Here is a 23,180-nt window from a genome sequence, read left to right as displayed (position 1 = left end):
TTCCATTCTTCGTCCGACACATCCGTCGGGTAGGGTTTGCGTTTTGCCATCCAGCCAGGATACCAGGTCTGGCCGGAAGTGCCTAACACGCTCTAATCTGCTGTGCTGGAGTATTCGTGCACTACCTAACGGGGAGTGGCGATTCTGCGGAAACAGCGGTCACGAGGGGCGCGTCTCAACCCCGATAGATGATTTCAATCCGGCCGCCCGAACAGGCATAACAACGAGCGGACGACGTTATGTTCTGGTAGGCCGGTGCGGACACGATAGAGACGCGGAGTACGTTTGGAATCGGGCGATGGCCGCTTGGAAGATCACCGAGTGGCGAGACATCACGCTCGAACTCATCCCCGACGCGCGCAAGGGCCGAAATCCATCGCCTAGATCCGGCTTTAGGAACAAGGCATCTCCGGCGCGAACCCTAACGCTCGACGAATTCGATCAGATGCTCGCAGAACTGGACGAACTGAAGATATAAGGCAATGAGCCGACAGACTCGACGTCGTAGGCGTCCCGCCAATGTCCACGTTTCTATGGACGACGATACCACCAAGGGCGGCACCAATGATGGTGCTGATACTGTTCATCTCTGGAACTGGAGCATTAGCGCATTGCCGAATGGCGACTGGCTGTTGTGCGGAAACAGCGGTCATGAGGGGCACGTCTCTACTTCCCTCGACGAATTCACTCCTGCCACTCGAACCGGAATAGCCACAGACGGCCGTAGATATGTACTCGTAGGTCGGTGCGGACTCGACAAAGATGCTGAGAATGTGTGGGCTCAGGCGATGGTTGCACGGCAGATCAGCGCGTGGAGAGACATCACGCTCGAACTCGTTTACGACGCGCGCAAGGGCCGAAAACCGTCACCTAGATTAGGTTCTAGGAACAGGACATTTCCGGCACTAGCGCTAACCCTCGAATAGATCGATCAGATACTGGCAGAATTTGACGAACAGGAAGTGCAAGGCAATGCGCCGACAGACTAGAGGTCATCTGCGACCCACGAATGTCCAAGTTTCAATGGATGACGATATTGCCGTGCGCTGCGCAGCCGGTGCTATTGCCGCGCTCGGACCAGAACGCATCCGAGCGATACTCAAAATTCCTGATGCGCGGCTCGGTCGAATGATCAGACGGGCGATTATGAGTCTGATGACCGATTCTGAGTTACGTGAGTTATCACGTTATTTATGCAATAGGCCGGTGGGCAGGCGGCAGCGAGGGCGCTCCTGAACTGCCGCCGAAGCTATTGTTTTCGAAGCTCTACGGGCCAAGGCACGATTTCCTCCCAGTGCCCAGCCACGTCTTGTATGGCGCGCCAATTCTTCGAAGCCTTCCCCAAGCCACCTGTTTTGCCCAACCCCGGCGCGGCCAAGGCCGGACAGATTCAACGATGCCGCCAGGCAGCATCGTGACAGGCTACAGCGCGACAGGCTATCGCTCACCCCGATCCTTCAACAGCCCTCCACAATCCGAAAAGTCGTACCGGGCGCCGTAAAGCGCGCACAGTGCGTCGTTTTCCCGCTGAGCCTGCGCCATGTCATATTCCTTCCCGAGGGGCCGCGTATGTTCCACCGTGACGTCGTCAATGACGGCCATTTTCGTGGCAGGGTTTCCGAGCAACCCAGGCCAGACTACGTCGACACCCCAGCCGTACACCGAACCATTCAGGCTCGGGTGGCAAATCCGGAACGCTTCCTTCGCGAACAACGGACACATTCCTTCCACGAAGCGTGAATAGCGCAAGGAGAAGGTCGGGTTGTGCCGGGTCACCAGATGGGTGACCGGAATATGGTTCGCCAGCAGACTCGGTTGTGCGAGCAACAAGTCATGACGTTTGAACAGGCGGAAAAGTCGATTGATATCGACCCATGACGTCATCAGGTCGTCGTCGGGAAACCAGATGCGGTCGTAGTCCCACAAAGGGCTGCCATCCAGGAACAACGCGTGAATCGCGCCGTATTTACGGTCCTCGGGCTGGAAAGTCAGATACTCGCATTCCAGTTCGGCGGAAACCGATTTCCCATACCAGCTGATGCAGAGATCCCAGCTTCTGTCTTCGGGCGCGATGTTGCGCGCCCACTGCGTATGAAGCGAGTTCTCGTTTGCCCGCAGGACCACGAGATTGCGGTTTCGTGACGATTTGTGTTGATCAGGAGACCGCAGGAAATCGGGCAGAATCTGCCGCGAGCGCTGTCCCGCATCGATGCCCGAGGGCATCTTTATTCGTGTCAGCACGAGCATCGCACCCGGCTCCGAGGCGGTCCGGGTCCGCCCGATCAATCGGGCGGGACCTTCGGCATCGAATTCGATCAGTGAAAATACGGTGGTGGCGACGTCATTTCCGTCGAGCAGCACGAGATGATTTTCTCGCAGTTCCCAGCCCTGCATCGCGTCGCTGTGGTAACCGCCGATCGCATTCCAGGGCAGCAGCCGCACAACCGGCGCTATCGGTTTTTCGTTTGCCCAGGACAGACGCCACGTCGATTGGGTAATGAAGTCAATGTGATGTTTCAACTGATGATCCGCAAGCGGCGAAAATGGGTTGGTTGCGCGGGCAATGCGCCTTGCTGGCTCATATGGGCACAGCGAAGGCACCTTCGGGCAGGTATGGGCGCGATACTAGTGTGCGGGATCGGTATTGCGGGTTCGAAGCGCTTCGGGCCAGTGATAGCCGCTCAGCAGGCTCTGGTTGCTCCACAGGTATTCCCACTCGCCGAAGCGCCCGCAACTTGCGATACCCTGCTGCGAGACGTGCCGCAGAACGGCATGCCGGTCATCGCTCATTCCGATGTCGAATATCACGTTCCCGTAAGGAATACGCCGATGATCGATAAACCGGATGTCGCCGGGACTGCCGATGTTCATTTTGCGCAGCGCATAGGCGGTGTTCGACTCCAGTGTTTTCGGATCGTAGCGTGATCCCGGTCCCCGGCTGTATATCTCGAACTGGAGCGAGCTGCATCCGTCCGGCGCGTTGTCCGGCGATTTCACCGACGGCGAATAGGCCCGGCTTGCCAGAATGTCTTCGTCGTAGATGTAGAACCATAGGTCGTTGACGACCGGCTTTTCAAATCCCACGGAAACAAGGTCGATCGATGTCGCCGTCAAGCGGCTCGCGGCCCGCGTTACCTCGGCGGGCGCTTCTGCCAGCAAGTTGACGAGAACCGGAAGCGGCAAGGTGCTGATCAGGCTTTCGTAGCGAACGGCCGTCCCGTTTGTGAATCGCACGATTCGGGCAGCCGGGTCGATGGCGCTGGCAATGTGTTCCGGACGAACGTCTGAAGCGTCGATGAGCGGCTGTATGAATGCCTTGTATCCCCCTTCGACGGGGTAGCGCATTTCCTTCGTGTAATACGTATTGGGTGTGTCGTCGGTGAACGCCCCATACAGGATCTCGCCAAGCTCGGCGCGTCGCATGCGCTGCCCGATCCAGTCCACCGAAAGCTGTGCGGCGTCAGTCGCCCAATATTTGCGCGTGTAGCGCAAGGGGTATCGCTCGGCGATGGCATTGCCGTACTGGTGGCGCAGCCAGCTCTCGTAATCGTCGCCGCTCATCCGATCCGGCCGCCGGACAAAGGAGTCGATGAGATCGACTTTGACTTCGGGCGCCAGAGGAAAAAGATTGTTTTGAACGGGATGCTTGAGCCAGTGCTTTTCATCGAAGCACTTTGAATCTGCCGGATGTGTCAGGAATGGCGTGCGATCGAATATGTCCCGCACTTTCGGCTCGTTCGCGAAACTCAGATGAACGGCGTAGTCGAATCGAAAGCCATCGATCGTGAAATTGTCGAGCAGTCCGCCCGCCGAGGTACGCGCCTCGAAAATGACGGCTCGGCGGTTCGATTCACGGCAGCGCAGCGCAGCACCTAGTCCGGCAATGCCGCCGCCGAGAATCACGCAGTCGATCGTTTCCATGTTTGTCAGTGCTTCATCAGCCCGGCGATATAGGCGGCGAGACTGGCTCTCCAGTCCGGCATCTCGCTCATGCCGAGGCATCCCATTTTCCAGTTGTCCGCCGTTTCGTTGTCCGACACCTTGGCCCGACGATTGAAGCTCGATGCGCTGGCAGCTTGCACGTCGACGTCCAGACCGCTCAGCGCGACAATGGCCTGAACGTATTCGAAACGGCTCGCGTGGCCGCTGTTCACGCAGTTGAATAGGCCCGCATGGCCTTGTTGTGCGAGCGTCAGCATGCGGCAGGCAACGTCGCGATTCCAGCTGGGGTTGCCGCGTTGTTGCTGATTCGAGCGGATCATCTGGCTGTCGCGAAGCGCTGATTTCGCTTCCTCGATACGCCGCGCCACGAAGTTCTTCGGCATGGTGAAATCGCCGCCGTAGAGCCATCCCGTCCTGATTACGGAATTGCGAGGCGCGGCACCCAGCACAGCTTGCTCGCCCAGCAATTTGCTGCGATGGTGATGCGTTGTCGGCTGCGGCGCATCGTATTCCCGATACGGCGACGTTTGCGCCGAGCCGTAAATGCCGGTGCTGGATACGAACATCATCGGCAATTGGACGTCGGCGGCCGCGTGGCTCAGCAATTCCGTCATGACGAAGTTGTCGCGATAGCACTTGTCGGGATTTATTTCGCACTGCTCCACGTCGGTCCACGCTGCTGCGTGGATCAGCAGATCATGAGATTGCAGTGTCATCCGTAACTGGGCGGGCGTCTGCTCCCAGAGCGTCCCGTGGGCTAGACCCGTGCATGCCCACCCCCGCTGCTCGCATTGCTGCGAAATCGCCGAGCCGAGCAGTCCCTTCGCACCGGTTACGATTACCTTCATCGCATCACTCGAGGGAAAATGCGTCGAGAGGCGCATTGATGGCCTCTTCGGGATCGTGTTCGATGCTGGCGAGATTGAGCACGAGATTGATATCCGCCGTAAGGCCCGTGAATGCCATCCAGTATCCGGGCGGCACGGTCAAGCGAGCGTAGTTTTCGCGCCCGAGGTCGAACACGCGGGTCCTGGCCGATTCGGCATCGTGAACATGAAAGCGCACCATGCCAACCGGCACCACGAGATTCATCTTCATGCGGCGATGACGTTTCCATCCCTTCGTTTCGCCGCCATTGATCATGGTGAAGTAGGCTTCTCCGAACGATTCCCAGTCAGGTTCGCTCGCCTTCAGTGCGTGCAGGACATCGCCTTTCGGGTGGGCGATTCTCCGCAGTGGCGTGAGCCTGAGCATTTCCTTCATCGCGTCCATTTGAGGCCCCGCTTTTTTGCCGCCTGCTCGTAGTCCTCGATCTGCTGCAAGGTCAGCTCATACATGTCGCGTTCGCGCTGATAGTAGGCGCGATACCACTCGCTGACCATTCTCACGCATGCTTCGTAATCCAGGCTCGCTTCCCAGCGCAGATGGAATAAGGCCTTGTCGCAATTCAGCTTTAGCAGTCCCGCTTCGTGAAAGGGCGTATTGCCAGTCACGCGCCACGCTTGGGCTTGCGAGTCGTGGCCCCAGTGGTGGCTGAGGTCCTTCAACAGGTCAAGAACTGTGCGGTTTTGCTCGGCGCGCGGACCGAAATTGAACGATTCGCCCGAAAGGGCCGCGTTATCGGCAAGCGCGATTGCGAGGTTCAGATAGCCGCTGAGCGGTTCCAGCACGTGCTGCCAGGGACGAGTCGCGCTCGGGCAGCGAATGTCCACCGGCTGGCCGGCCGACCAGTTCCTCATGCAGTCGGCCACGATTCGGTCCGGCGCCCAGTCGCCGCCGCCAATCACGTTGCCTGCGCGCCCTGTCGCCAGCCTGACGTTGCTGCCGGGTTTTGCGAAGAACGACTGATGATAGGCGTGGATCACGACTTCTGCGGCGCCTTTCGATCCGCTATAGATATCGCGGCCGCCGAGGTGATCGGTTTCCTTGTAGCCCCAGACCCACTCTACGTTCTCGTAGCACTTGTCGGAGGTGACGAACACCGCGCAGCAGGGACGATCGAGCCGGCGCAGCGCTTCAAGCACGTTGACGGTGCCGACCACGTTGGTCGTGACCGTGCCGACAGGATCCTGATACGAGACCGAGACGATCGGCTGCGCAGCCAGATGGAAGACAAAGTCCGGCTTGAATTCGTCGATGGCGGCGACTAATGCATCAAGATCGCGCACGTCCGCGAATTGATGCTCGATTTTCGATTCGAGGCCCAGAACGTCGAAGATCGACGGCTGCGTCGGCACGCGATCGGCAAAGCCTCGTACCGTAGCGCCGAGTTTCTGGAGCCAGGCGACGAGCCATGCGCCCTTGAATCCCGTGTGGCCGGTAACGAAAACCTTCTTGCCTTTAAATCCATCAATTAGCATGTACCAGCTCTTTTGCGGCGCGCAGTTGCGTGTTTGGCTACGTGTTTAGATGCGTGTTTGGGCGCTTGCGAGGCGCGGCCCGGTCTCAATTCCAAAGCTTCCACGGAGCGGTGCCGGTTGCCCAGTATTGCTCGAGCATCGCTTTGTCGCGCACCGTATCCATACATTGCCAGAAGCCTTCGTGCAGATAGGCGACCAGCTGATCGTCACCCGCGAGACGCTCGATAGGTTCGTTTTCCCAGGTGGTGTGGTCGCCGTCGATGAAGTCGATGACCTTGGGCGACAGCACAAAGAATCCGCCGTTGATCATGCCGCCGTCTCCGCGCGGCTTTTCCTTGAACGAGCGCACGAACTTGTCGCTATGTATGTCGATCGCGCCGAAGCGGCCTGGCGGGTACGTCGCGGTAACCGTGGCCAGGCGGCCGTGGGATCGATGGAAGTCGACCAGCTTCGTCAGATCGATATTGCTCAGTCCGTCGCCGTAGGTGAGGCAGAACGCATCTTCGCCCGCAAGATGGTCGGCAACGCGTTTCAGGCGGCCGCCCGTCATCGTGCTTTCGCCAGTGTCGACCAGCGTGACGCGCCAGTTTTCGGCATAACGCCGATGAATTTCCATCTTGTTGTTCTGCATGTCGAACGTCACATCCGACATGTGGAGGAAATAGTTGGCGAAATACTCCTTGATCATGTAACCCTTATACCCGCAGCAGATAATGAAGTCGTTTATCTGATGCGCGGAATACAGCTTCATGATGTGCCAAAGTATGGGCCGGCCACCGATTTCGATCATCGGTTTCGGCCTCAGAGTCGATTCCTCCGCTATGCGCGTCCCAAGTCCGCCCGCCAGGATGACCGCCTTCATTGCGTTCCCTCATTGAAGACGAAGTGGTCTGCGCGCGGCTCTTTGCGCGACCGCGCAACGTCGCGGGCATATCTTGCGCCGCTCACTGCGGATTTTGTGAGAAATTGGATAGCGGATTGTAATGAAGGCATTGGGCACGGTCCAAACTTCTGTCGATTCCCGGATCGGTATTGCAGCGTCGCTGCGGCGCCTCTTCGGTCGCTGGTCGAGCGGGCGATGCGGTTGCAGGCGGACATGGTGGTGTTACGGCCGGGTGCAGAACAGTAACGCGCCGCCATGGCGTTCGTAATGGAAAACAGGGCCGCAAATCCACCGCACTCTTCTGAATTGAAATAACGGGGTTCACGGCATCATTGGCGATTTCCCGGCTTCCGTCCGCGCTCCGCGCGTGCTCGCGGCACCGATCATTGTTGCCTGTACCCGGAGAGTGTTATGGCGTCTGTCACCGTGTTGATTGCGGCTCGCAATGCGGAAAGGACTCTGGCGGAAACGCTGGAGAGTCTCGCGAACCAGACCTTCAGGGACTTCGGCGTCGTGCTCGTGAACGACGCATCGACCGACAGCACCGTGGACATCGCGCATCGTTTCCGTTCGCGCCTGAACGTCGAAATACTTTCTCCGGAGAGGCATCTTGGCATATCCGGGGCGGCGAATGCCGGGCTGCGGATCATCGAGAGTCGCTACGTCGCCCGTATCGATGCCGACGACATCGCCATGCCGACACGGCTCGAAAAGCAGGTTGCATTTCTGGAGGCCAATCCCGGCATAGACGCGCTCGGAACCGCGATGGAATTGTTCTACGAGCAGCCGGGCAGGGAGAGCCGCGTGTTGATCAAGCCCGAGGACGACGCCTCGATCAAGACGGCGCTGGTTCAATACTGCGCCGTGTCCAACGGCAGCGCGATGTTTCGCAAGAGCTTCTTCGACGATGTTGGCACCTACGACACGCGTCTCGCGGCAGCGGAAGACTACGACGTGTGGTGTCGAGGCGCGCTGCTGGGAAAGCGTTACGCCAACCTGCCCGAATCGCTCACGCGCTACCGCCAGCATGACGCGTCGACCAGCGCGCAGAAGTATCAGCTTCAACAGGAGCTGGATCTACAGGTCAAGCGCAAATATATCGGGGCGCTCCTTGGTGGAGAGTCGTCGGGCAATCTGGCGGAGTTCTTCTCCTTGCTGACGCGTTTCACGAACCGCGAAATCGCGGAAGTGGTCGTTCGGCAATCGATGCAGTTGTTGTTCAAGCTGTCACGGAAAGTGCCGAATGAAGCCTTGTTTTCGTCGATCGTTGCCGATTGCCTGCGGCGGCACCTGTCGCCGGCCTGATCGCGTCGCGACCAAACCGGCGCACTCGCGCGGCGGGGCAAGGGCTTTGACCCGCGCGCAACCGGCCCCGCCTGGTGTCACCAGTATTTGAAAACGACGCCCGGCGTGTGCTGGCAATTGACCACGTTCGCGATGGCCAGCCCTTTTTCGTAGGAGAAGTGCTTGTCGGTGGTCGGCTGGAAGAATTCGATAAAATCCAGGCTCCGTTTGCCAAGCACGAATCCACCGATAAGCGGAGGATTAACCGCATAGATTTTCGGCATGAGCGCCAGCATGGACGTGGCCGGAACGCCGATCAAATGCTCTTCCAGATCTCCAGGCTGGATCGTCTCTTGCGGATAAAACCAGAGCGGCGTGCTGATGAACAGAAACGCATCGTCCGCCATGGACGCCAGCAGGGTTCGCAGCAGCCATTTTGCGGTTTCGGCGGACAAATGCTCGATCACATCGAGCAGGCAAAGGATCTTGTATTGCTTGAACTGTTCGGACGGAATGTCTTGCGCCAAGCCATGCCACACGTTGCGATATAGCTTCTCTGCGAACAGTTCGCCATTGCTGCAATTGACGGCGTAGCCGTCAACGCCATCAACCGCCCAATGCGCCGTTGCGGGATTCGCCTTGATCAGCTTTCCGAGCTGACCCTCGCCAAATCCGATATCAAGTACGGCAACGCTGGTCGTGTTGTCGTCCAGAATATGAAAAATCAACTCCTTGGGTGCAGCGGATTTTCCTTGGGGAAATCGCTCCGACCCGGAAATCGGAGAGACGACCGAATAGTTTTCAACGATCTGTTTGAGCATTTCAATTTCTTTCCACGGTAAGGGTTCGGCGCGGCCCGCTTGGCGTGCTGCGGGGCCCGCCAGAGGCCCGGCGCGGCGTTCGCGAGGCGTGACGAACGCTCAGGTTAGCTGGATCAGCGGAACCTCCAGGGTGCGAAGCCGCCGGATGTGAACCCAGAACGCCAGAAATCGTTCGGCGAGAAAGCCCGGAAAGCGGTTTCCGTGAGCGTCATATCGCGGACCGATCTGTTTGAAAATCGGGTCGATTATCGGAAATAGCTCAGCGCAGTATTCATCGAACAGCGGCCGCCGCATGACAAAGATATTGCAAATGGGACCTACGCCCGTGAGCCGGAACAAGTCGAGGTGGGCGCGATGTTCGGGGTAGGCGGACTCGAGCGCGGTTAAAAATGCATCCCACGGTTCACGGTGATGATGTCCGAGATAATGATCCTCGATCGAGCGGGGCGCCGGGAGCGTTCGCGGAAGCACGACGTCACACACATTGAGCATCCTGCGCGCACGCTCGCATTGCGCGGCATGCGTCAGATATTCGACGATGCGCGCCTCGGCTGGGGTGGCCACGATCAGCCGGTCTTTCCAGGTTTCATCGATCAGGAAGTTCAGATAACGACGATAGTGGTAGAAGCCGACGATATCCGCTTCGGAGTTTTTCCATGCCCAATAATAAGCAGTCAGCTCGTTATAGTAAGGGTTCAACTCCGCAATATTTTCCCCTTCGCAATCGCGCTGCAAGCCCGGCGCGTCATATCCGTTCACGCCTACCGGGACGATCCATTCGCAACCGGTATTGCGATAAAAATCCTTGTGAAACGTCTGATATATTTTCAGGGAAGGGCTGGCGGTTTCGCTCATTTCTAAATCGTTGTCTCAAGAAGGATGTTTTTCGCAAAAGGCGAGCGCCGCTGCCACCACCTGATGCATATCGTAATACCGGTATTCGCCAAGCCGTCCGCCAAAATGAACTCGCGGCGCGAGTTTTTCCGATTCTTCACGATACCGTTCGAATAGCGCTTCGCTTTCCGGATTTCTCGCCGGATAGTATTCGATGTCTCCTTTCGACCAGGCTTGCGGGTATTCGCGCGTGATCAGCGTTTTCGGCTCTTTTAGATTCAGGTCGAAATGCTTGTGCTCGATAATCCGGGTCCAGGGAACCGATGCTTCCGCGTAATTGACCACGGCATTGCCCTGAAAGTCCGCGGTGTCCAGCAGGACTTTTTCGAATCGCAGCGAGCGATATTCGAGCACGCCGTGACGGTAGTCGAAAAACGCATCGATCGGACCCGTATAGATGATCCTGTCGTAACCGGCGAGCCACGTCTCGCGTTCGGCGTGGAAGTCGATGCCGGTCTCGACCTTCACTCCGTCGAGCATCTTTTCGACGATCGCCGTATAACCGCCAACCGGAATGCCCTGGTAACGGTCGTTGAAGTAATTGTCGTCGAACGTGAGTCTTACGGGCAGGCGCTTGACGGCGTCGGCCGGCATTTCGCGCGGATGCTTTCCCCATTGTTTTTGCGTGTAGCCCTCGATGAACAGCTTGTAGAGGGTTGGCCCGATCGCGGCGTGGCAGTACTCCTCCATGTTGGCCGGGCTCGGGTTCGCGACCAGATCCTCGGCCAGGCGCTTGCGAGCCTCGTCCGGGGTGCGCACACCGAACACCTGATAGAGCGTAAACAGATTGATCGGAAAGCTGTAGATTGCCTCGCCGTGCGTGACCTTGACGCGGTTCACGTAATGATTGAACTCGGCGAATCGATTCATATAGTCCCAAATCCGCTGCGAACTGGTATGAAAGATATGAGCGCCGTATACGTGTTCGTGACAACCGGCATCCGGGTCGTGACGCGTGTAGATATTTCCGCCGATATGGTCGCGTTTTTCGATGACGTGGCACTCGTGGCCGGCACGAGATAACTCATGTGCGCAAACCGCACCGTATAAACCAGCGCCAACGATCAAAATCCGCATTTAGGCGTTCCTCGTGCTTCAGATTTATTCGACAGGTTGAAAGTAAGTCGATTCGACTCGGCGTTTGTCGGGGCGGGGAGCGTCGCATTCGTTTTTGGGGGCCTGCAGTCGAAGATCGGACCGTCTGCGCGGATTCGCGGCGCAATCCGATAACCGATCGAGCCGCCCGATCATACGGACCGGCCGGGCTTCGCCATCAGGGAAAGAGAGGGGCAAATGGGCACTAATTCAGCCTGTTCGCGCCGGCTCGCCCGACGTTCCGGCGGCCCTCCGTATCTGCGTCTCCCCCACCGGCAAAAATGCGCCGGCGTGGCTCCGGGCCAAGCGGGGTGGGGGAGGTGCTTAAGCTCTTTAATAAATTGCCGTTATACGGGACGAGCAGCCTCGAACAAATTACTTTCAGGGAAGAAAGATTTCGTTTTTGTTGCTGAAGTCTTTCAAATAGCTGACGATTGTTTGGGCGGCGGTTGCGGAGCGGGGCGGCGAAGAGTCCGCAGATACCTAAAAAAGGGAATACAAATGTCGTCGTACATATCGTCACTAACTGCAAGTCAGGTTGCCGGCCTGACAACATTGCAGTTTTCCAAATTCACATCGGCAGACGTTCAGGCGCTAACCACGGCTGACATTCAGGCGCTGCAGAGCGCTCCCAACGGAGCTGCGGATCTCAATGCGATCGGTGCGTCGGCGATCGTCACATTGAGCACTGCGGCAGTCGCAGCGCTGAATTCGGACCAGCTCGGAGCGTTGAGCACGGCCGCGACTCACGCGTTGACCTCGTCGCAAATCCGCAATCTCACGACCGACGCTGTGATTGGCCTGACCACGACGCAGATTGGCGTGCTGCAGACTTTCCAGATCGCGGCGATGTCGGCCGCGAATCTGAACGTGCTCAGCAGCGATCAGGTGGGGCAACTGAATTCCGCCGATATCAAGTCGCTCACCTCGACCCAGGTTGGCGGCCTGAGCTCGGACACGCTGAACATGCTGTCGTCGTCGCAGATCGGCAGCCTGACGTCGGCAGACGTCAAGGCGCTGTCCACGGCCGACCTCAACGCGCTCGGTACGGACCAGCTCGCTGGCCTGAACGTGGCGCAACTGAGCACGACGCAGGTGAATTCGCTCAGCTCGGACGCGGTGGGCGGCCTTTCCGCCACGCAGGTCAAGGCGCTCGGCACGGCAGGCATCAAGGCGCTCTCGACGGACGCACTCGCCGGCCTGACGACCGACCAGGTCGCGGGCATGACGACGGCGCAGGTCGCCTCGCTCGGCGCCGGCCAGCTCAACGCGCTCAACAGCGACCAGCTCGGCCAGCTCGGCTCGGCCGATATCAAGGCGCTGACCTCGGCCCAGGTGAGCGGCCTGAGCTCGGACACGGTCAACCTGCTGAGCTCGTCGCAGATCAGCAACCTGACCTCGGCGGACGTCAAGGCACTCTCGACCACGACGCTGAACGCACTCGGTTCGGACCAGCTTGCTGGCCTGAACGTGGCGGCGCTGAGCACGTCGCAGGTGAACAGCCTGAGCAGTGACGCAGTCCAGGGCCTGTCGACGGACCAGGTTCGCGGTCTGAGCACGGCACAGGTCACGGCGCTCGGCACGAGCCAGCTCAACGCCCTGAGCAGCGATCAGGTCGGCGCACTGTCCTCGGCCGAGGTGAAGGCGCTGACGACGAGCCAGGTCAGCGGCCTGAGCTCGGATACGCTGGACTACCTGTCGACGACGGCCGTCAAGGCGCTGACGACGACGCAGGTCCACAGCCTGACGAGCGATCAGCTCAACGCCGTTTCGACGGATCAACTGGCTGCGCTGACCACGGCACAAGCCAACGCGTTGAACCTGACCGGCCTGACGACGGACCAACTCGACGCCATTACGTTCGAGTCATGATCCGTTAAGCCTGCGACGACCCACCAGCCACGCCACGGTGTGGCTGGTGGGTAGCAACGGGCGATGGCAGGTTTGCTGGATCCGCGGCAGGCCGCTCGCGCCGCAACATGGCGTGGGCGGCCTCCTATTACAGGCTTGTGTTCCTGGTGACATGGCCTGGCAACAAGAAATGCCTTTCCTCTCCCTATGAATCACCTGGCGAATGTCGTCGTTTCGGAGTATGCCGACAAGATTCGGAGCGCCTGGCGCTCGGAACTGAGTTTGGGCGACGCGGTGCAATACGGCACGCGGCTGACCGAGAGCGGTCAACCCGAACTGGCCGAAGTCCTCTACCAGACATGGCTTGCCCATAACGAGACGCCTTTCAACTATCTGGTGTTGTTCAACCTCGGGGCGGTCCAGAGCACGCTGGACAAGGTCGAAGACGCTCGCCAGACATTCTCGCGCGTGGTGGAGCTGTCCCCCGCTTTTGTGCAGGGCCACGTCAATCGCGCGATCGTGTACGAGCGGCTCGGCAAGCTCGACGTCGCGATCACCGAATGGATGTGGGTGGCCAATTCGGTTTCTCCGCGCGATGAACAGAATGCGGGCTTCCGCCTGCAGGCATTCAACAATCTCGGGCGGCTGTACGAAACGCAGCGCAACTACAGCGAAGCGCTCGCGTGGCTCGCGAAGAGCCTGGAAGCCAATCCGTCCCAGCCCGACGTGCTGCATCACTGGATCTTCCTGCGCGCGAAGTCGTGCTCGTGGCCGGTCTACGAGGACGTGCCCGGCGTCGATCCGGCCCTGATGCGCCGTTCGACTTCGACGATGGCGATGATCGCGCAGTCGGACGATCTGCAGGAGCAGCTCGACGCGGCTCGCAAATTCGTGTCACAAAAAATCAATTGCGACGTGCCGGCGCTGGCCGAGCGTTGCAACTACGGCCACGACAAGATCCGTATCGGCTATCTGTCGTCGGATCTTTGCCAGCATCCGGTGGCCATGCTCATGGTCGAACTGCTCGAACAGCACGACCGCGAGCGGGTCGAAGTCTATTGCTATTGCTGGACCAAGGAAGACGGTTCAGCGCTGCGCCAGCGCGTGATTGGCGCCGTCGATCATTTCGAGCGCATTGGCGGCTTTACCGACGAAGCCGCCGCACACCTGATTCGCTCGCACGAAATCGATATCCTCGTCGATCTGCACGGGCAAACGCTTGGGGCGCGCCCCGCGATTCTGGCGGCGCGCCCCGCTCCGGTTCAGGTCACCTACCTCGGCCTCGTTGCGACCACGGGCTTCCCGTTCATCGACTACGTGATCGCCGACGAGTTCGTGATTCCGGAGGAATCCACGGCTTGTTACACCGAGACGCCCATCTACATGCCGGACGTCTACCAGGTCAGCGACCGCAAGCGCACCATCGCGCCCGCGCCCACGCGCGCGGCGTGCAATCTGCCCGAAGACGGCGTCGTGTTTTGCTCGTTCAACAACAACTACAAGTACACGCCCGAGGCATTCGATACGTGGATGCGCATCCTCGCGCGCGTGCCGGGCAGCGTGCTGTGGCTGCTGTCCGACAATCCGTGGGCCGAGGCAAATTTGCGCAAAGAGGCGCAGGCGCGCGGTATCGACCCGCAGCGCCTCGTGTTCGCGCCGCGCGTGTTCATGGACCAGTACCTCGCTCGCTACCTGGTCGCCGACCTCTTCCTCGACACCTTCCCGTATAACGCCGGCACGACCGCCAACGACGCACTATGGACCGGCCTGCCGATCGTCACGCGCTCGGGGCGCTCGTTCGCCTCGCGCATGGCGGGCGCCTTGCTGAGCGCCGCAGGCATGCCGGAGCTGATTACGTGGAACTGGGCCGATTACGAGGAAAAGGCGGTCTCACTGGCATTGGCGCCGCAGGAGCGGCTCCGCCTGCGCGACGAGCTGGCGGCGGTGCGCGAGCGAGGTGCGTTGTTCGACACGACGCGATTCGCGCGCAATCTCGAAGAGAAGTTCAGTGACTTGCTGGCGGCGCTACCGCTGCAAACGGTCGATGCTTAATGCCATTTCAACGTATCCACCGACGTCAGTCGTAACCTGAGTTGTCGCTCATGAAAAGACCGCCCTTTTTTTCCGTTGTCATCCCCACGCATAAGCGTGCGGCGCTGCTGCGCCGCGCATTGGAATCGGTGAGGGCCCAACAGTCGCCCGTGCCGTTCGAGATACTGGTGGTTTCCGATGCAAGCGACGCCGAAACCGATGCCGTATGCCTGGAGCTGCTCGATTCGGCCGACACGTACATCAGGCGAACGGGCAATGCAGGACCCTCGCATAGCCGCAACGTCGCGCTCGAACATGCGAGGGGCGACTACGTCCTGTTTCTCGACGACGACGACAGGTGGCACCCCGGACTGCTCGAGCACTTGCACGCGCATCCGTTCGTTCAGCAAGGCGAACCGGTCTACTTCAATTGTTCCATCGTGGAAGAGCAGCGTTTTGCGGACCGTACACAAACGCTCAGCGAGGTCGGCATCGATCTGAAGGACCGCGTTACGGAGGAGGTTTTCGTCAAGAACCAGGGGCCTATCCCGTGCTTTGCGCTGCCGCGGCGCCTGCTCGACGATATCCGCTTCGACCCGTACATGCGCAGCTACGAGGACTGGGAATTTCTGCTGGCGGTGTTCGAGCGCCGGATGCCCCGCCACGTGCCGATTCTCGGCGCGCAAATCTACAAATCGATCAATGCGGGCGACGACCGGCGCGGCACGAGTCAGAAAGCCAACGACTTCAATGCGGTGCTCGACTATCTTTACGTCTACCGCCGCCGCCCCGCGCCGACGATCGAACTGAAGGAAAAGCGGGCGGCCCTGCTGGCCAACGTCGCAGCGTTGAGCATTCCGGCGGACACGCTCTGACGTTTCGGTGCGCGCAGTCACGCGCCGCGTGTGAATTGAGACGCGAGACGAAAAAAAATCCGGGCATGGCGGCGCCCGGAATTTCTCGTACGTCAGCCGTTTGCCGGCTGCTTCATCCCTGTTTCAGGTCTTTGAGGCAAGCCGCCCGCCACGCATGAAAATTTCCAGTTGCGCCCGTCTTTCCCGATAAGCGCCGAGATACTGGGAAAAGCCCGTTGCCCGCGCCATGTGCTTCAGCGCATCGAGCGCGAGCAGTTCATCGCGAAAGCGGGCAATGGCCGAATTCGACATGTGGATTTTGACAGGGTCGAACTGGCGGACCTTCCATCCCGGCTGGGTAGCGAGGATCAGCGAGGCGATGCGCTCGACGATGAACACCTTGGAAGGCGCGGCCCCGACGCCCGCGCGCTCGTAGTCCACGTCGCCGTTCAGACGCTGGGCGAGCGGCGTATCGCCCGATTCGGCAAGCTCGAAAATCTGCTCGCATTTCTCCAGCCACTGCGCCCAGAACGCGGGTTTGGCGACAAAGTAATTACAGAAAATGGTCTCCACCGAACTCATGATTACATCGCTGATACGGATGTCCGGCGCAACGATCTTGAGAACTTCGTCAATGACGGGCGCGATGTTGGGGTGAACGTTTGCCGCGTGCTCGAAGACATTCAGCGTGAATGCCGCCTGATCGAAAAACGGCGAAAAGGTCACGACGTCGACATCGTCCGGCACGGTGCTGAGGAACGAGAACACGTCGTCCGATGTCAACCCGGTTTTCACCGCGAATCTCGGCGATAAAAAGCCATAGCGGGCGTTCGGGTCCAGCGGCTCTTCGAGCAGGAATCGCCGGATCGGCCAGTATTCCCGCCAGTCCGGCCGCAGTCCGGTGTTGTCGAGCGGAACGAAGCCCGGTTCGACTTGCTCGCGGGTCTCGTCGGAGTAGTGAATCTGGTAGATGTGGTTCGGGAGGGTCGCGATGCCGCCCACCGCTTCGGGCTCCGGCTCCTGCTGTTGCTCCGGTTCCGCTGCGGGCGCTTCGCTGGCCTGCGCCAGCACCTCGAAATGCTCGGGCTTGAGCCCGTCGCACCACCGTTGCCACATGATGCGAAACGCGCGGGCGGCGGCATCGGCGATTGCGCGGGCGTCGATCAGCACCGACTGCCGGCAGTATTCGCGCAGTTCCCGCCGCACGACTGCAAGTGCTTGCGGGTCGGCGGCCAGCGCGACGCACTTGCGCACGAAGTCGTCCTTGTCCTGTGCGACGAAAGCCGAGTCCAGCCCGAGGTGCGAGAGCCATCCCGTGCTGCTGCGGCTCGCCATCGACGTGCCGGGCAGCGTCATCGTCGGCACGCCCATCCACAGGGCCTGCATCGTCGTGGTCGAGTTGCCGAACGGGAACGTGTCGAGGCACACGTCCACCAGATGGTGCTGCAGCAGGTAGTGCTCGACGGACCCGCGTATCAGGAATTTGATGCGGCTTATCTCGATGCCTTCGCTGAGCAGGAGCCCCGTCAGCTTGGCCATCTGTTCTTGCGACGTAATCGCGCCGATCACCATGCGCGAATCGGGGATTTCGCGGAGCACGCGCGCCCAGAGTGCAACGACTTCCGGCCCGATCTTGAGAATGCGGCTGAAGCTGCCGAATGTGATGAAGCCGTTTTTCAGCGCCGGAAGCTCGTTGACCCGCGGCGCTTTCGGGTGCGGCTTGAATGGCGCGAGCGCGGGCAGGAAAACGAGCTTTTCCGAAAACCGGCTTTCGAACTGTTCGAGCGGCGTGACGAAGCGGTCCGACAGGTAATAGTCGACGGAGTCGAGCCCGGTCGTGCAGGGGTTGCCGATCCAGCTAGCCTGGATGGGCGCCGGCTTGCGCGCGAAGGCGACGAGCCGGTTGCGGCCGGTATGGCCGGTCAGGTCGACGAGAATGTCGATGCCGTCGTCGCGGATCTTCTGTGCGACCGCATCGTTCGTCATGCCGGAAATCTCGTTCCACGTTTTTGCGTGCACGCGAATCCGGCCGGTGAACGAGTCGGTCACCGCGTAGTTCGAGTAGATGTGTATCGACAGGCCGGGGTCGCGCGCCAGGTGCTCGAGTATCGACAGGAAAAAGTAAGCGACCGGGTGATTGACCAGATCGCCCGAGACGAAGCCGATCTTCAGGCATCGCGACGGATTGCGGTCGTTGGTATGCCTCGGCGGGTGGGCGCGAAACGCCACTTCGTGACGGGCGGCGAATTCGCGTTGTTCGGCGAAGGCGACGTCGGGGTCCAGATCGTACTTGTGCATCCGGCAGAACAGCAGGTTGCTGTGCGTGATCGCTTCCATCGGCGCCAGTTCGAGCGCCCGGCGAAAGGCCGTATCGGCTTCCTCGAACAGGCCTTGCTTGAGCAGCGAATTGGCCAGGGCGTCGCACTCGTGCGCGCTGTTCGGCGCGAGTTCCACGGCGCGGCGGATCTCGGCGACGGCGTCGGCATAGCGGCCCATCTCCTGCAAGGCGATGCCGAGATTGCGGTGAAGCGGGCCGCTTTCGGGGAATTTTTCGAGCGCCTGACGGCAATAGGTCTCGACTTCCCTGAACCGGCGAGCCGTATAAAGCCAGTTCGTCAGGGTGATATGGATGCCGATCCGGTCGGGCAGCAAGCGGGCCGCGTGTTGAGCGGCCTCGATGGCGCCCGCGTGGTCGCCGATGCGATGCAGCGTGCGCCCGAGTTCGAACCAGCAGTCTCCGTGCGCCGGGTAGCGTTCCGTCAAGCGGCGCGCGACCTTCAGTGCCGCATCGATTTTCCCGTTGTTGAAGAGGTGCTGAAACTGACGCATCTCCTTCAGGCTCGCGCGGCGCGTGTCGAGTTTCGTGCGCGTGCTGGCGTCCGTGTCCGTCTCGGCGGGCTCAGCGGGCTCAGCGGGGGGCGGTGCGTCTTCGCGCACCGCCGGCTGCGGAGCGATTGCCGCCGGCTTTTCCTGCGTGGCTTCCGGTTCCGGCACCTCCGTCCCGTCGATGCGCGCGCGTAGCGTTCGGACCACCGTATCGGGCAGGCCTTGTTGCTGCGCGAGATCGAGCGCGAGCCGCGCCGCTTCGCTCTGCTGGCTTCCGACGAGGGCGTTGATGTAATAGATCCAGACTTGCCCGTTCTTCGGTGCTTGCCCGAGCACGGCTTCGAAATGCGGCACCGCATCGCCCGGCTTGCCGGTCTGCATGAGCAGCACGCCGAAGTTATAGTGCGCGTCGAGTTGATCCTTTTCCGCGTCGATGATGGACGCATAGAGCGCGGCGGCCTCGTCGTATTCCTGTTTTTGATGATGTGCGATCGCGGCCTGCAAGACGAGCGCGAGGTCACGATTCTGCGGCGATGCGGCAGCGAGCGTGGGGTCCGGTGCGGAAAGGGATGTCATGACGAAGGGGCGCGTGCGCAGCAGGAAGTCGGAACTCGTAGATTATGAGGGGCGGCCTGTCGCGCCGATGGCCCGAGCTAGCGCCAAAACGGTCGTCAATTTGGCGGCGTGAGGTGTACGGGCAACGTCCCGGCGCGAAGGAAACGCAAGAAAAAACCCGCGCAAGGCGGGTTTGGTCAGACGAATGCGCCATTAGGCGCGCAATGAACGGCGTCCGTCTCAGGTCCGTGCCACGCTCAAGTACTGCCCGGCATTGCGACTCGCCCGCATATTCGCTTGATACTCGCCCGTCAGCGCCTGCCGCGAAGCCTGCGCGGCCTCGACGATCCGGTTGTCGATTTCGCGGATCGCCTGGAGCCGGGCCATGACCTGCGGCGGCTGCGGCGCGGTGATTGCCGTCAATAGCGGCGAGCGCTCGTCCGCGAGCTGTGCGGCCCGTTGCCAGTCGCCGACGGCGACCGCGAGCTCGAGGTCTTTCGTGATCTGCCAGATGCGCTCGATCGGTGCAACCTTCTGCATGGCTTGCTCCTCGCAGTGCTCAGCTCTTGGCCGTGGCCAGCGCACCGGCGCTGTTGGTGCCGCCGAACAGTTGCGTCAGGTACTGCGTGTTGTTGTTCATCGTCGCCATCAGCGTGTTCAGCGCGGTGAACTGCGCGTTGTACATGCTCGTGAGCTGGTCCTGCCACGTCGAAAGCGTCGTCTGCTGGTTCGAGAGGCTCGTCAGGTCCGCGTTGAGCGCATCCGTGCGATTCTGGATGATGCCCGTGGACGACGTGTAGTTGGTGACGTTCTTGTTCAACTGCGCGGCAATGCCGTTCGTCGAGTTGAACAGCGTGGACAGCGTGGACTGGTCGTTTGCCAGCGCATTGTTGAGTGTGTCGGAGTCGATCGACAGCGAGCCGTCCGACTGGAGCGTGATGCCGATCGCCCCGAGCGTGTGCGCGTTGGTGCCGGTGCCCACGGCGCTCGAAACGATCGAGGCGAGCTGGTTGCGGATCACGTTCAGCGTGGGGTCGCCGAGCAACACGCCTTGCGACGTCGAAGTCGAACTGTACGACGTCAGCGTGCCCATCGTCGTGACGAGCGTGTTGTAGAGGCTGACGAAGTTATTGATCTGCGCCGATTGCGTGCTGGTGTCCTGCGAGACCGTCAGCGTTTGCGTCGTGCCGATGGCCGCCGACGTGAGGTTCAGCGTCACGCCGCTCACGCCTGTCGTCACCGTGTTCGACGAGCTCGTCACGCCGGTGTTGTCGACCGTGAGGTAGGCGTCCTGGGCGGCGACGCTCTGCTTCCATCCCGCCAGGCCGGTCGTGGGGTCGGTGCCGGAAACGATGGTCGACTGGTTGGCGAGGAGCGCGGCGGAGTCGGCGCTCGAGCTGGTGATCGCCGTCCCCGCTGCGGTCGTCACCGAAAGACCGTTGAGGGCGTCGGACGTATTCGAATCCTTGATCGAGATGCCGATGCCGTTCGAGGAGCCGGTCGAGGTCGAGTGCAGCACGAGGTGCGCGCCGTCGGCGCCGTTCACCACGGTCGCCGTCACGCCGGGGTTGTTGCTGGCCGAATTGATCGCCGAAGCGATGCCGGCAACCGTGCTGTTTGAATTGTTGAGCGAAATCGTGGTGCTTGCGCCGTTGACCGTGAGGGTCATCGTGGCCGTGCCCGCGGAAACGAGCGGTCCGGTGTAGGCAGCCGACGTGAGTACTTGCGCCTGCGCGATCTGCTGCACGTTCAGCGAATACGAGCTGGCCACCGCGCCGGCGCCTGCCGTCGCCGTGATGCCGGTGCCGTCGAGGGAAGTCGAGAACGAACTGATGGTCGAGCCGTTGCTGAGCGGCAGTACCGCGGCCTGCAACGCGGAGAGCGCCGCGGAGAGCGTGCCGTAGGCCGAAATCTCGGTGTTGTCCGCCGATTGCTCGGCGGCGATGGTCGCGGCCTGGCCGGCGATCTTGCTGTTGACGAGCGCCGTGACGAGCGAGTTCACGTCCATCGTCGAGTTGGTCGAACCGCTGATGATCGACTGGGCGGCTGCCTGCAGCGCGGCGTTGCTCGCGGAGGTGGTTGAGGCGACGGTGCTCGCGATGGTGCTGGCGGTCGAGGAGACGGTGGACATGAAGAGGCTCCGTGCGTCGGCGATGCCGGCTGAATCGGCTTAACGCCTGGAAACGACAATCGGGAGGCGAGCCTCCCGACCGGGTTGCATCGGGCGCGCGGTGCGCTGCGTGCCCGATGCCTGTAGCGGGAAGCGCTTACTGGAGGAGCTTCAGGATCTGCTGCGGCTGCGAGTTCGCTTGTGCCAGCACCGAGATACCGGCTTGTTGCAGAACCTGCGCCTTGCTCAGGTTAGCCGTTTCCTGTGCGAAGTTGGCGTCCTGGATCGACGACTGGGCGGTCGAGAGGTCGGTCGCTTGCGCTTGCTGCGTCGTGCCGATGGCGCTGAAACGGTTTTGTGCCGCACCGATCGTTGCCTGCAGGTTATTGAGCGAATTCAGCGCGTTGTCGATCGACTCCATGGCCATGTTTGCGCCGCTTTGAGTCGTGATGTCGATCTTCGCAACGCTGTCCGGCGTGTTGAGGGCGTTGATCTGAGACGTGACCGAGTCCTCGGAGTTACCGTTCGCATCCTTGATCGTGACGCTGAGCGACTGGGCTGCGGACTCCGCGCCGCTCGTAACCGAGCCTGCGGAGGTCGAGAAGCCCAGGGTCGTGACGACATCGGAGCTGAGAGCCTGGTTGTTCTGGTCGGTGTACGTGAAGCCGCCGTTGCCGTCGGAAATCACGTTGATCGCGGTGATGGCGGCTTCCGTGTAGGCCGAACCGTCCGTGGCGAGTTCCAGACCGGACGTGCTGACGCTGCCGCCGGCCGTCAGGCTGGTCGTGTCGATGCCCGACGCAGTGACGACAGCCGTGTTGGAGGTGATGTCGTTGCCGCTCTGGTCCGTGTACTTGATGTTACCGGCCGAATCCATCGACGCCGTGACCGAGGTGATTTCGGAGCCCGTCGAAGCGGCGTTGCCATCCGAAGCGAGAGCCAGGTTGCTGTAGGTGCCGAGCGTGTTGCCTGCTTGCACGAGGCCGGTGCCGAGGTTCGCGGCCGACATGTTTTGCGACAGGTTCAGGCTGATCGTCTGGCCGACGTTCGCGCCGACCTGGAACGACACGTTGCCCATCGAACCGTTGAGCAGGTTCATGCCGTTGTACGTCGTTTGCGACGCAATACGGTTCACTTCCGCAACTTGCTGGTTCACTTCCTGTTGCAGTGCCGCGCGATCGTCCGCGGTCATCGAACCGTTCGATGCCTGGGTGGCCAGTTCGCGGATACGCTGCAGGCTGCTCGTCAGCGACGACAGGCCGCTCGATGCCGTTTGCGTCATCGACGTACCGTCGTTCGAGTTCGACACGCCCTGGTTCAGACCGTTGATCTGGGTCTGCATGATGTTCGAGATCGCGAGACCTGCGGCATCGTCCGCTGCGCTGTTGATGCGCTTACCCGACGACAGGCGCGTGATCGCTTGCGACAGCGCGCTGCCCGAGCTGGTCAGGTTCTGCTGCGCGACCAGCGAGTTGATGTTGCTGTTAATTCCGAGCATGGAAATTCTCCTAGGCGGGCTGGAAGCCCGTTACACGCCACTATGGCCGCGGCGGAAGCACTCGTTCGTTGCTGGCCGCCTCAGTGAAGGTTGTCGGCGTCGGTAAAAAAAACTTGAGGGGGGCACAAACAATCGGGACCTCATTTGCACGCTGCATGAAAAATCCCGCTGTGCCG

The 23,180-nt window shown here is 60.7% G+C and carries 18 protein-coding genes; 5 read left to right on the top strand and 13 right to left on the bottom strand.

What is annotated here, in order from left to right; all coding sequences use genetic code 11:
• The first annotated feature begins 298 nt into the window (after positions 1-298).
• Entirely contained in the window at positions 299-478 is a 180-nt protein-coding gene (locus BLU17_RS18445) for a hypothetical protein (protein WP_091999295.1), read from the top strand.
• Between the two features lie 959 nt (positions 479-1,437).
• On the opposite strand, the gene BLU17_RS18440 is transcribed toward BLU17_RS18445, so the two are convergent.
• From BLU17_RS18440 to rfbF, 6 genes are all read right to left on the bottom strand, one after another.
• Positions 1,438-2,520, bottom strand: coding sequence for a DUF707 domain-containing protein (locus BLU17_RS18440; RefSeq protein WP_143189280.1), 1,083 nt, complete (start codon positions 2,518-2,520; stop codon positions 1,438-1,440).
• A 105-nt stretch (positions 2,521-2,625) separates the two neighbouring features.
• Positions 2,626-3,921 (bottom strand): protoporphyrinogen/coproporphyrinogen oxidase, encoded by a 1,296-nt coding sequence (locus BLU17_RS18435; RefSeq protein WP_091999289.1) that lies wholly within the window; start codon positions 3,919-3,921, stop codon positions 2,626-2,628.
• Positions 3,922-3,926: 5 nt separating this feature from the next.
• The gene (locus tag BLU17_RS18430; RefSeq protein ID WP_176929132.1) at positions 3,927-4,790 is read right to left on the bottom strand and encodes an SDR family oxidoreductase; all 864 of its coding nucleotides are present in this window, start codon (positions 4,788-4,790) and stop codon (positions 3,927-3,929) included.
• A gap of 4 nt (positions 4,791-4,794) precedes the next feature.
• Positions 4,795-5,214: a WxcM-like domain-containing protein gene (locus BLU17_RS18425; protein WP_218137024.1), complete on the bottom strand. Its 420-nt coding sequence runs from the start codon at positions 5,212-5,214 to the stop codon at positions 4,795-4,797.
• Positions 5,202-6,302, bottom strand: coding sequence for a CDP-glucose 4,6-dehydratase (rfbG, locus tag BLU17_RS18420; protein WP_091999284.1), 1,101 nt, complete (start codon positions 6,300-6,302; stop codon positions 5,202-5,204). The genes BLU17_RS18425 and rfbG overlap by 13 nt, the downstream gene beginning before the upstream one ends.
• A gap of 85 nt (positions 6,303-6,387) precedes the next feature.
• Complete coding sequence (gene rfbF / locus BLU17_RS18415; protein ID WP_091999281.1) at positions 6,388-7,164, bottom strand: glucose-1-phosphate cytidylyltransferase; 777 nt, start codon at positions 7,162-7,164, stop codon at positions 6,388-6,390.
• Positions 7,165-7,596: 432 nt separating this feature from the next.
• Here rfbF and BLU17_RS18410 point away from each other — a divergent pair, with 432 nt between their 5' ends.
• Positions 7,597-8,490 (top strand): glycosyltransferase family 2 protein, encoded by an 894-nt coding sequence (locus tag BLU17_RS18410; RefSeq protein ID WP_091999278.1) that lies wholly within the window; start codon positions 7,597-7,599, stop codon positions 8,488-8,490.
• A 77-nt stretch (positions 8,491-8,567) separates the two neighbouring features.
• Here BLU17_RS18410 and BLU17_RS18405 read toward each other — a convergent pair whose 3' ends face one another.
• The 3 genes from BLU17_RS18405 to glf form a co-directional block, all read right to left on the bottom strand.
• The gene (locus tag BLU17_RS18405) at positions 8,568-9,290 is read right to left on the bottom strand and encodes a class I SAM-dependent methyltransferase (RefSeq protein WP_091999275.1); all 723 of its coding nucleotides are present in this window, start codon (positions 9,288-9,290) and stop codon (positions 8,568-8,570) included.
• Positions 9,291-9,389: 99 nt separating this feature from the next.
• Positions 9,390-10,145: a DUF4422 domain-containing protein gene (locus BLU17_RS18400; RefSeq protein WP_091999272.1), complete on the bottom strand. Its 756-nt coding sequence runs from the start codon at positions 10,143-10,145 to the stop codon at positions 9,390-9,392.
• A gap of 15 nt (positions 10,146-10,160) precedes the next feature.
• Positions 10,161-11,261: a UDP-galactopyranose mutase gene (gene glf, locus BLU17_RS18395; RefSeq protein WP_091999270.1), complete on the bottom strand. Its 1,101-nt coding sequence runs from the start codon at positions 11,259-11,261 to the stop codon at positions 10,161-10,163.
• Positions 11,262-11,477: 216 nt separating this feature from the next.
• On the opposite strand from glf, the gene BLU17_RS18390 reads away from it, so the two are divergent.
• The 3 genes from BLU17_RS18390 to BLU17_RS18380 all read left to right on the top strand — a co-directional run bounded on the left by BLU17_RS18390 (position 11,478) and on the right by BLU17_RS18380 (position 16,036).
• Positions 11,478-13,151, top strand: a complete 1,674-nt coding sequence (locus BLU17_RS18390; protein WP_342713831.1) for a hypothetical protein — start codon at positions 11,478-11,480, stop codon at positions 13,149-13,151.
• Between the two features lie 186 nt (positions 13,152-13,337).
• Positions 13,338-15,182, top strand: coding sequence for an O-linked N-acetylglucosamine transferase, SPINDLY family protein (locus tag BLU17_RS18385; RefSeq protein ID WP_091999265.1), 1,845 nt, complete (start codon positions 13,338-13,340; stop codon positions 15,180-15,182).
• A gap of 50 nt (positions 15,183-15,232) precedes the next feature.
• Positions 15,233-16,036 (top strand): glycosyltransferase family 2 protein, encoded by an 804-nt coding sequence (locus tag BLU17_RS18380; RefSeq protein ID WP_091999262.1) that lies wholly within the window; start codon positions 15,233-15,235, stop codon positions 16,034-16,036.
• 123 nt (positions 16,037-16,159) lie between these two features.
• On the opposite strand, the gene BLU17_RS18375 is transcribed toward BLU17_RS18380, so the two are convergent.
• The 4 genes from BLU17_RS18375 to BLU17_RS18360 all read right to left on the bottom strand — a co-directional run bounded on the left by BLU17_RS18375 (position 16,160) and on the right by BLU17_RS18360 (position 23,004).
• Positions 16,160-19,417, bottom strand: coding sequence for a tetratricopeptide repeat protein (locus BLU17_RS18375; RefSeq protein ID WP_091999260.1), 3,258 nt, complete (start codon positions 19,415-19,417; stop codon positions 16,160-16,162).
• Positions 19,418-19,636: 219 nt separating this feature from the next.
• Complete coding sequence (gene fliT, locus BLU17_RS18370) at positions 19,637-19,936, bottom strand: flagellar protein FliT (protein ID WP_091999257.1); 300 nt, start codon at positions 19,934-19,936, stop codon at positions 19,637-19,639.
• Between the two features lie 19 nt (positions 19,937-19,955).
• Positions 19,956-21,527: a flagellar filament capping protein FliD gene (fliD, locus tag BLU17_RS18365; RefSeq protein WP_091999254.1), complete on the bottom strand. Its 1,572-nt coding sequence runs from the start codon at positions 21,525-21,527 to the stop codon at positions 19,956-19,958.
• 136 nt (positions 21,528-21,663) lie between these two features.
• Positions 21,664-23,004: a flagellin N-terminal helical domain-containing protein gene (locus tag BLU17_RS18360; protein WP_091999252.1), complete on the bottom strand. Its 1,341-nt coding sequence runs from the start codon at positions 23,002-23,004 to the stop codon at positions 21,664-21,666.
• Positions 23,005-23,180 lie beyond the last annotated feature (176 nt).

The sequence above is a fragment of the Paraburkholderia lycopersici genome (assembly GCF_900096975.1).
Classification (GTDB): domain Bacteria; phylum Pseudomonadota; class Gammaproteobacteria; order Burkholderiales; family Burkholderiaceae; genus Paraburkholderia; species Paraburkholderia lycopersici.
This window is presented reverse-complemented; position numbering and strand designations above follow the sequence as displayed.

Bases quoted from the DNA above. Each gene is read 5' to 3' on its own strand.
- fliD (WP_091999254.1), bottom strand. From the start codon at position 21,527: ATGTCCACCGTCTCCTCGACCGCCAGCACCATCGCGAGCACCGTCGCC.
- fliT (WP_091999257.1), bottom strand. From the start codon at position 19,936: ATGCAGAAGGTTGCACCGATCGAGCGCATCTGGCAGATCACGAAAGAC.
- BLU17_RS18360 (WP_091999252.1), bottom strand. From the start codon at position 23,004: ATGCTCGGAATTAACAGCAACATCAACTCGCTGGTCGCGCAGCAGAAC.
- BLU17_RS18430 (WP_176929132.1), bottom strand. From the start codon at position 4,790: ATGAAGGTAATCGTAACCGGTGCGAAGGGACTGCTCGGCTCGGCGATT.
- rfbG (WP_091999284.1), bottom strand. From the start codon at position 6,302: ATGCTAATTGATGGATTTAAAGGCAAGAAGGTTTTCGTTACCGGCCAC.
- BLU17_RS18435 (WP_091999289.1), bottom strand. From the start codon at position 3,921: ATGGAAACGATCGACTGCGTGATTCTCGGCGGCGGCATTGCCGGACTA.
- BLU17_RS18380 (WP_091999262.1), top strand. From the start codon at position 15,233: ATGAAAAGACCGCCCTTTTTTTCCGTTGTCATCCCCACGCATAAGCGT.
- BLU17_RS18410 (WP_091999278.1), top strand. From the start codon at position 7,597: ATGGCGTCTGTCACCGTGTTGATTGCGGCTCGCAATGCGGAAAGGACT.
- glf (WP_091999270.1), bottom strand. From the start codon at position 11,261: ATGCGGATTTTGATCGTTGGCGCTGGTTTATACGGTGCGGTTTGCGCA.
- BLU17_RS18400 (WP_091999272.1), bottom strand. From the start codon at position 10,145: ATGAGCGAAACCGCCAGCCCTTCCCTGAAAATATATCAGACGTTTCAC.
- BLU17_RS18375 (WP_091999260.1), bottom strand. From the start codon at position 19,417: ATGACATCCCTTTCCGCACCGGACCCCACGCTCGCTGCCGCATCGCCG.
- BLU17_RS18445 (WP_091999295.1), top strand. From the start codon at position 299: ATGGCCGCTTGGAAGATCACCGAGTGGCGAGACATCACGCTCGAACTC.
- BLU17_RS18405 (WP_091999275.1), bottom strand. From the start codon at position 9,290: ATGCTCAAACAGATCGTTGAAAACTATTCGGTCGTCTCTCCGATTTCC.
- BLU17_RS18390 (WP_342713831.1), top strand. From the start codon at position 11,478: ATGGGCACTAATTCAGCCTGTTCGCGCCGGCTCGCCCGACGTTCCGGC.
- BLU17_RS18425 (WP_218137024.1), bottom strand. From the start codon at position 5,214: ATGGACGCGATGAAGGAAATGCTCAGGCTCACGCCACTGCGGAGAATC.
- rfbF (WP_091999281.1), bottom strand. From the start codon at position 7,164: ATGAAGGCGGTCATCCTGGCGGGCGGACTTGGGACGCGCATAGCGGAG.
- BLU17_RS18385 (WP_091999265.1), top strand. From the start codon at position 13,338: ATGAATCACCTGGCGAATGTCGTCGTTTCGGAGTATGCCGACAAGATT.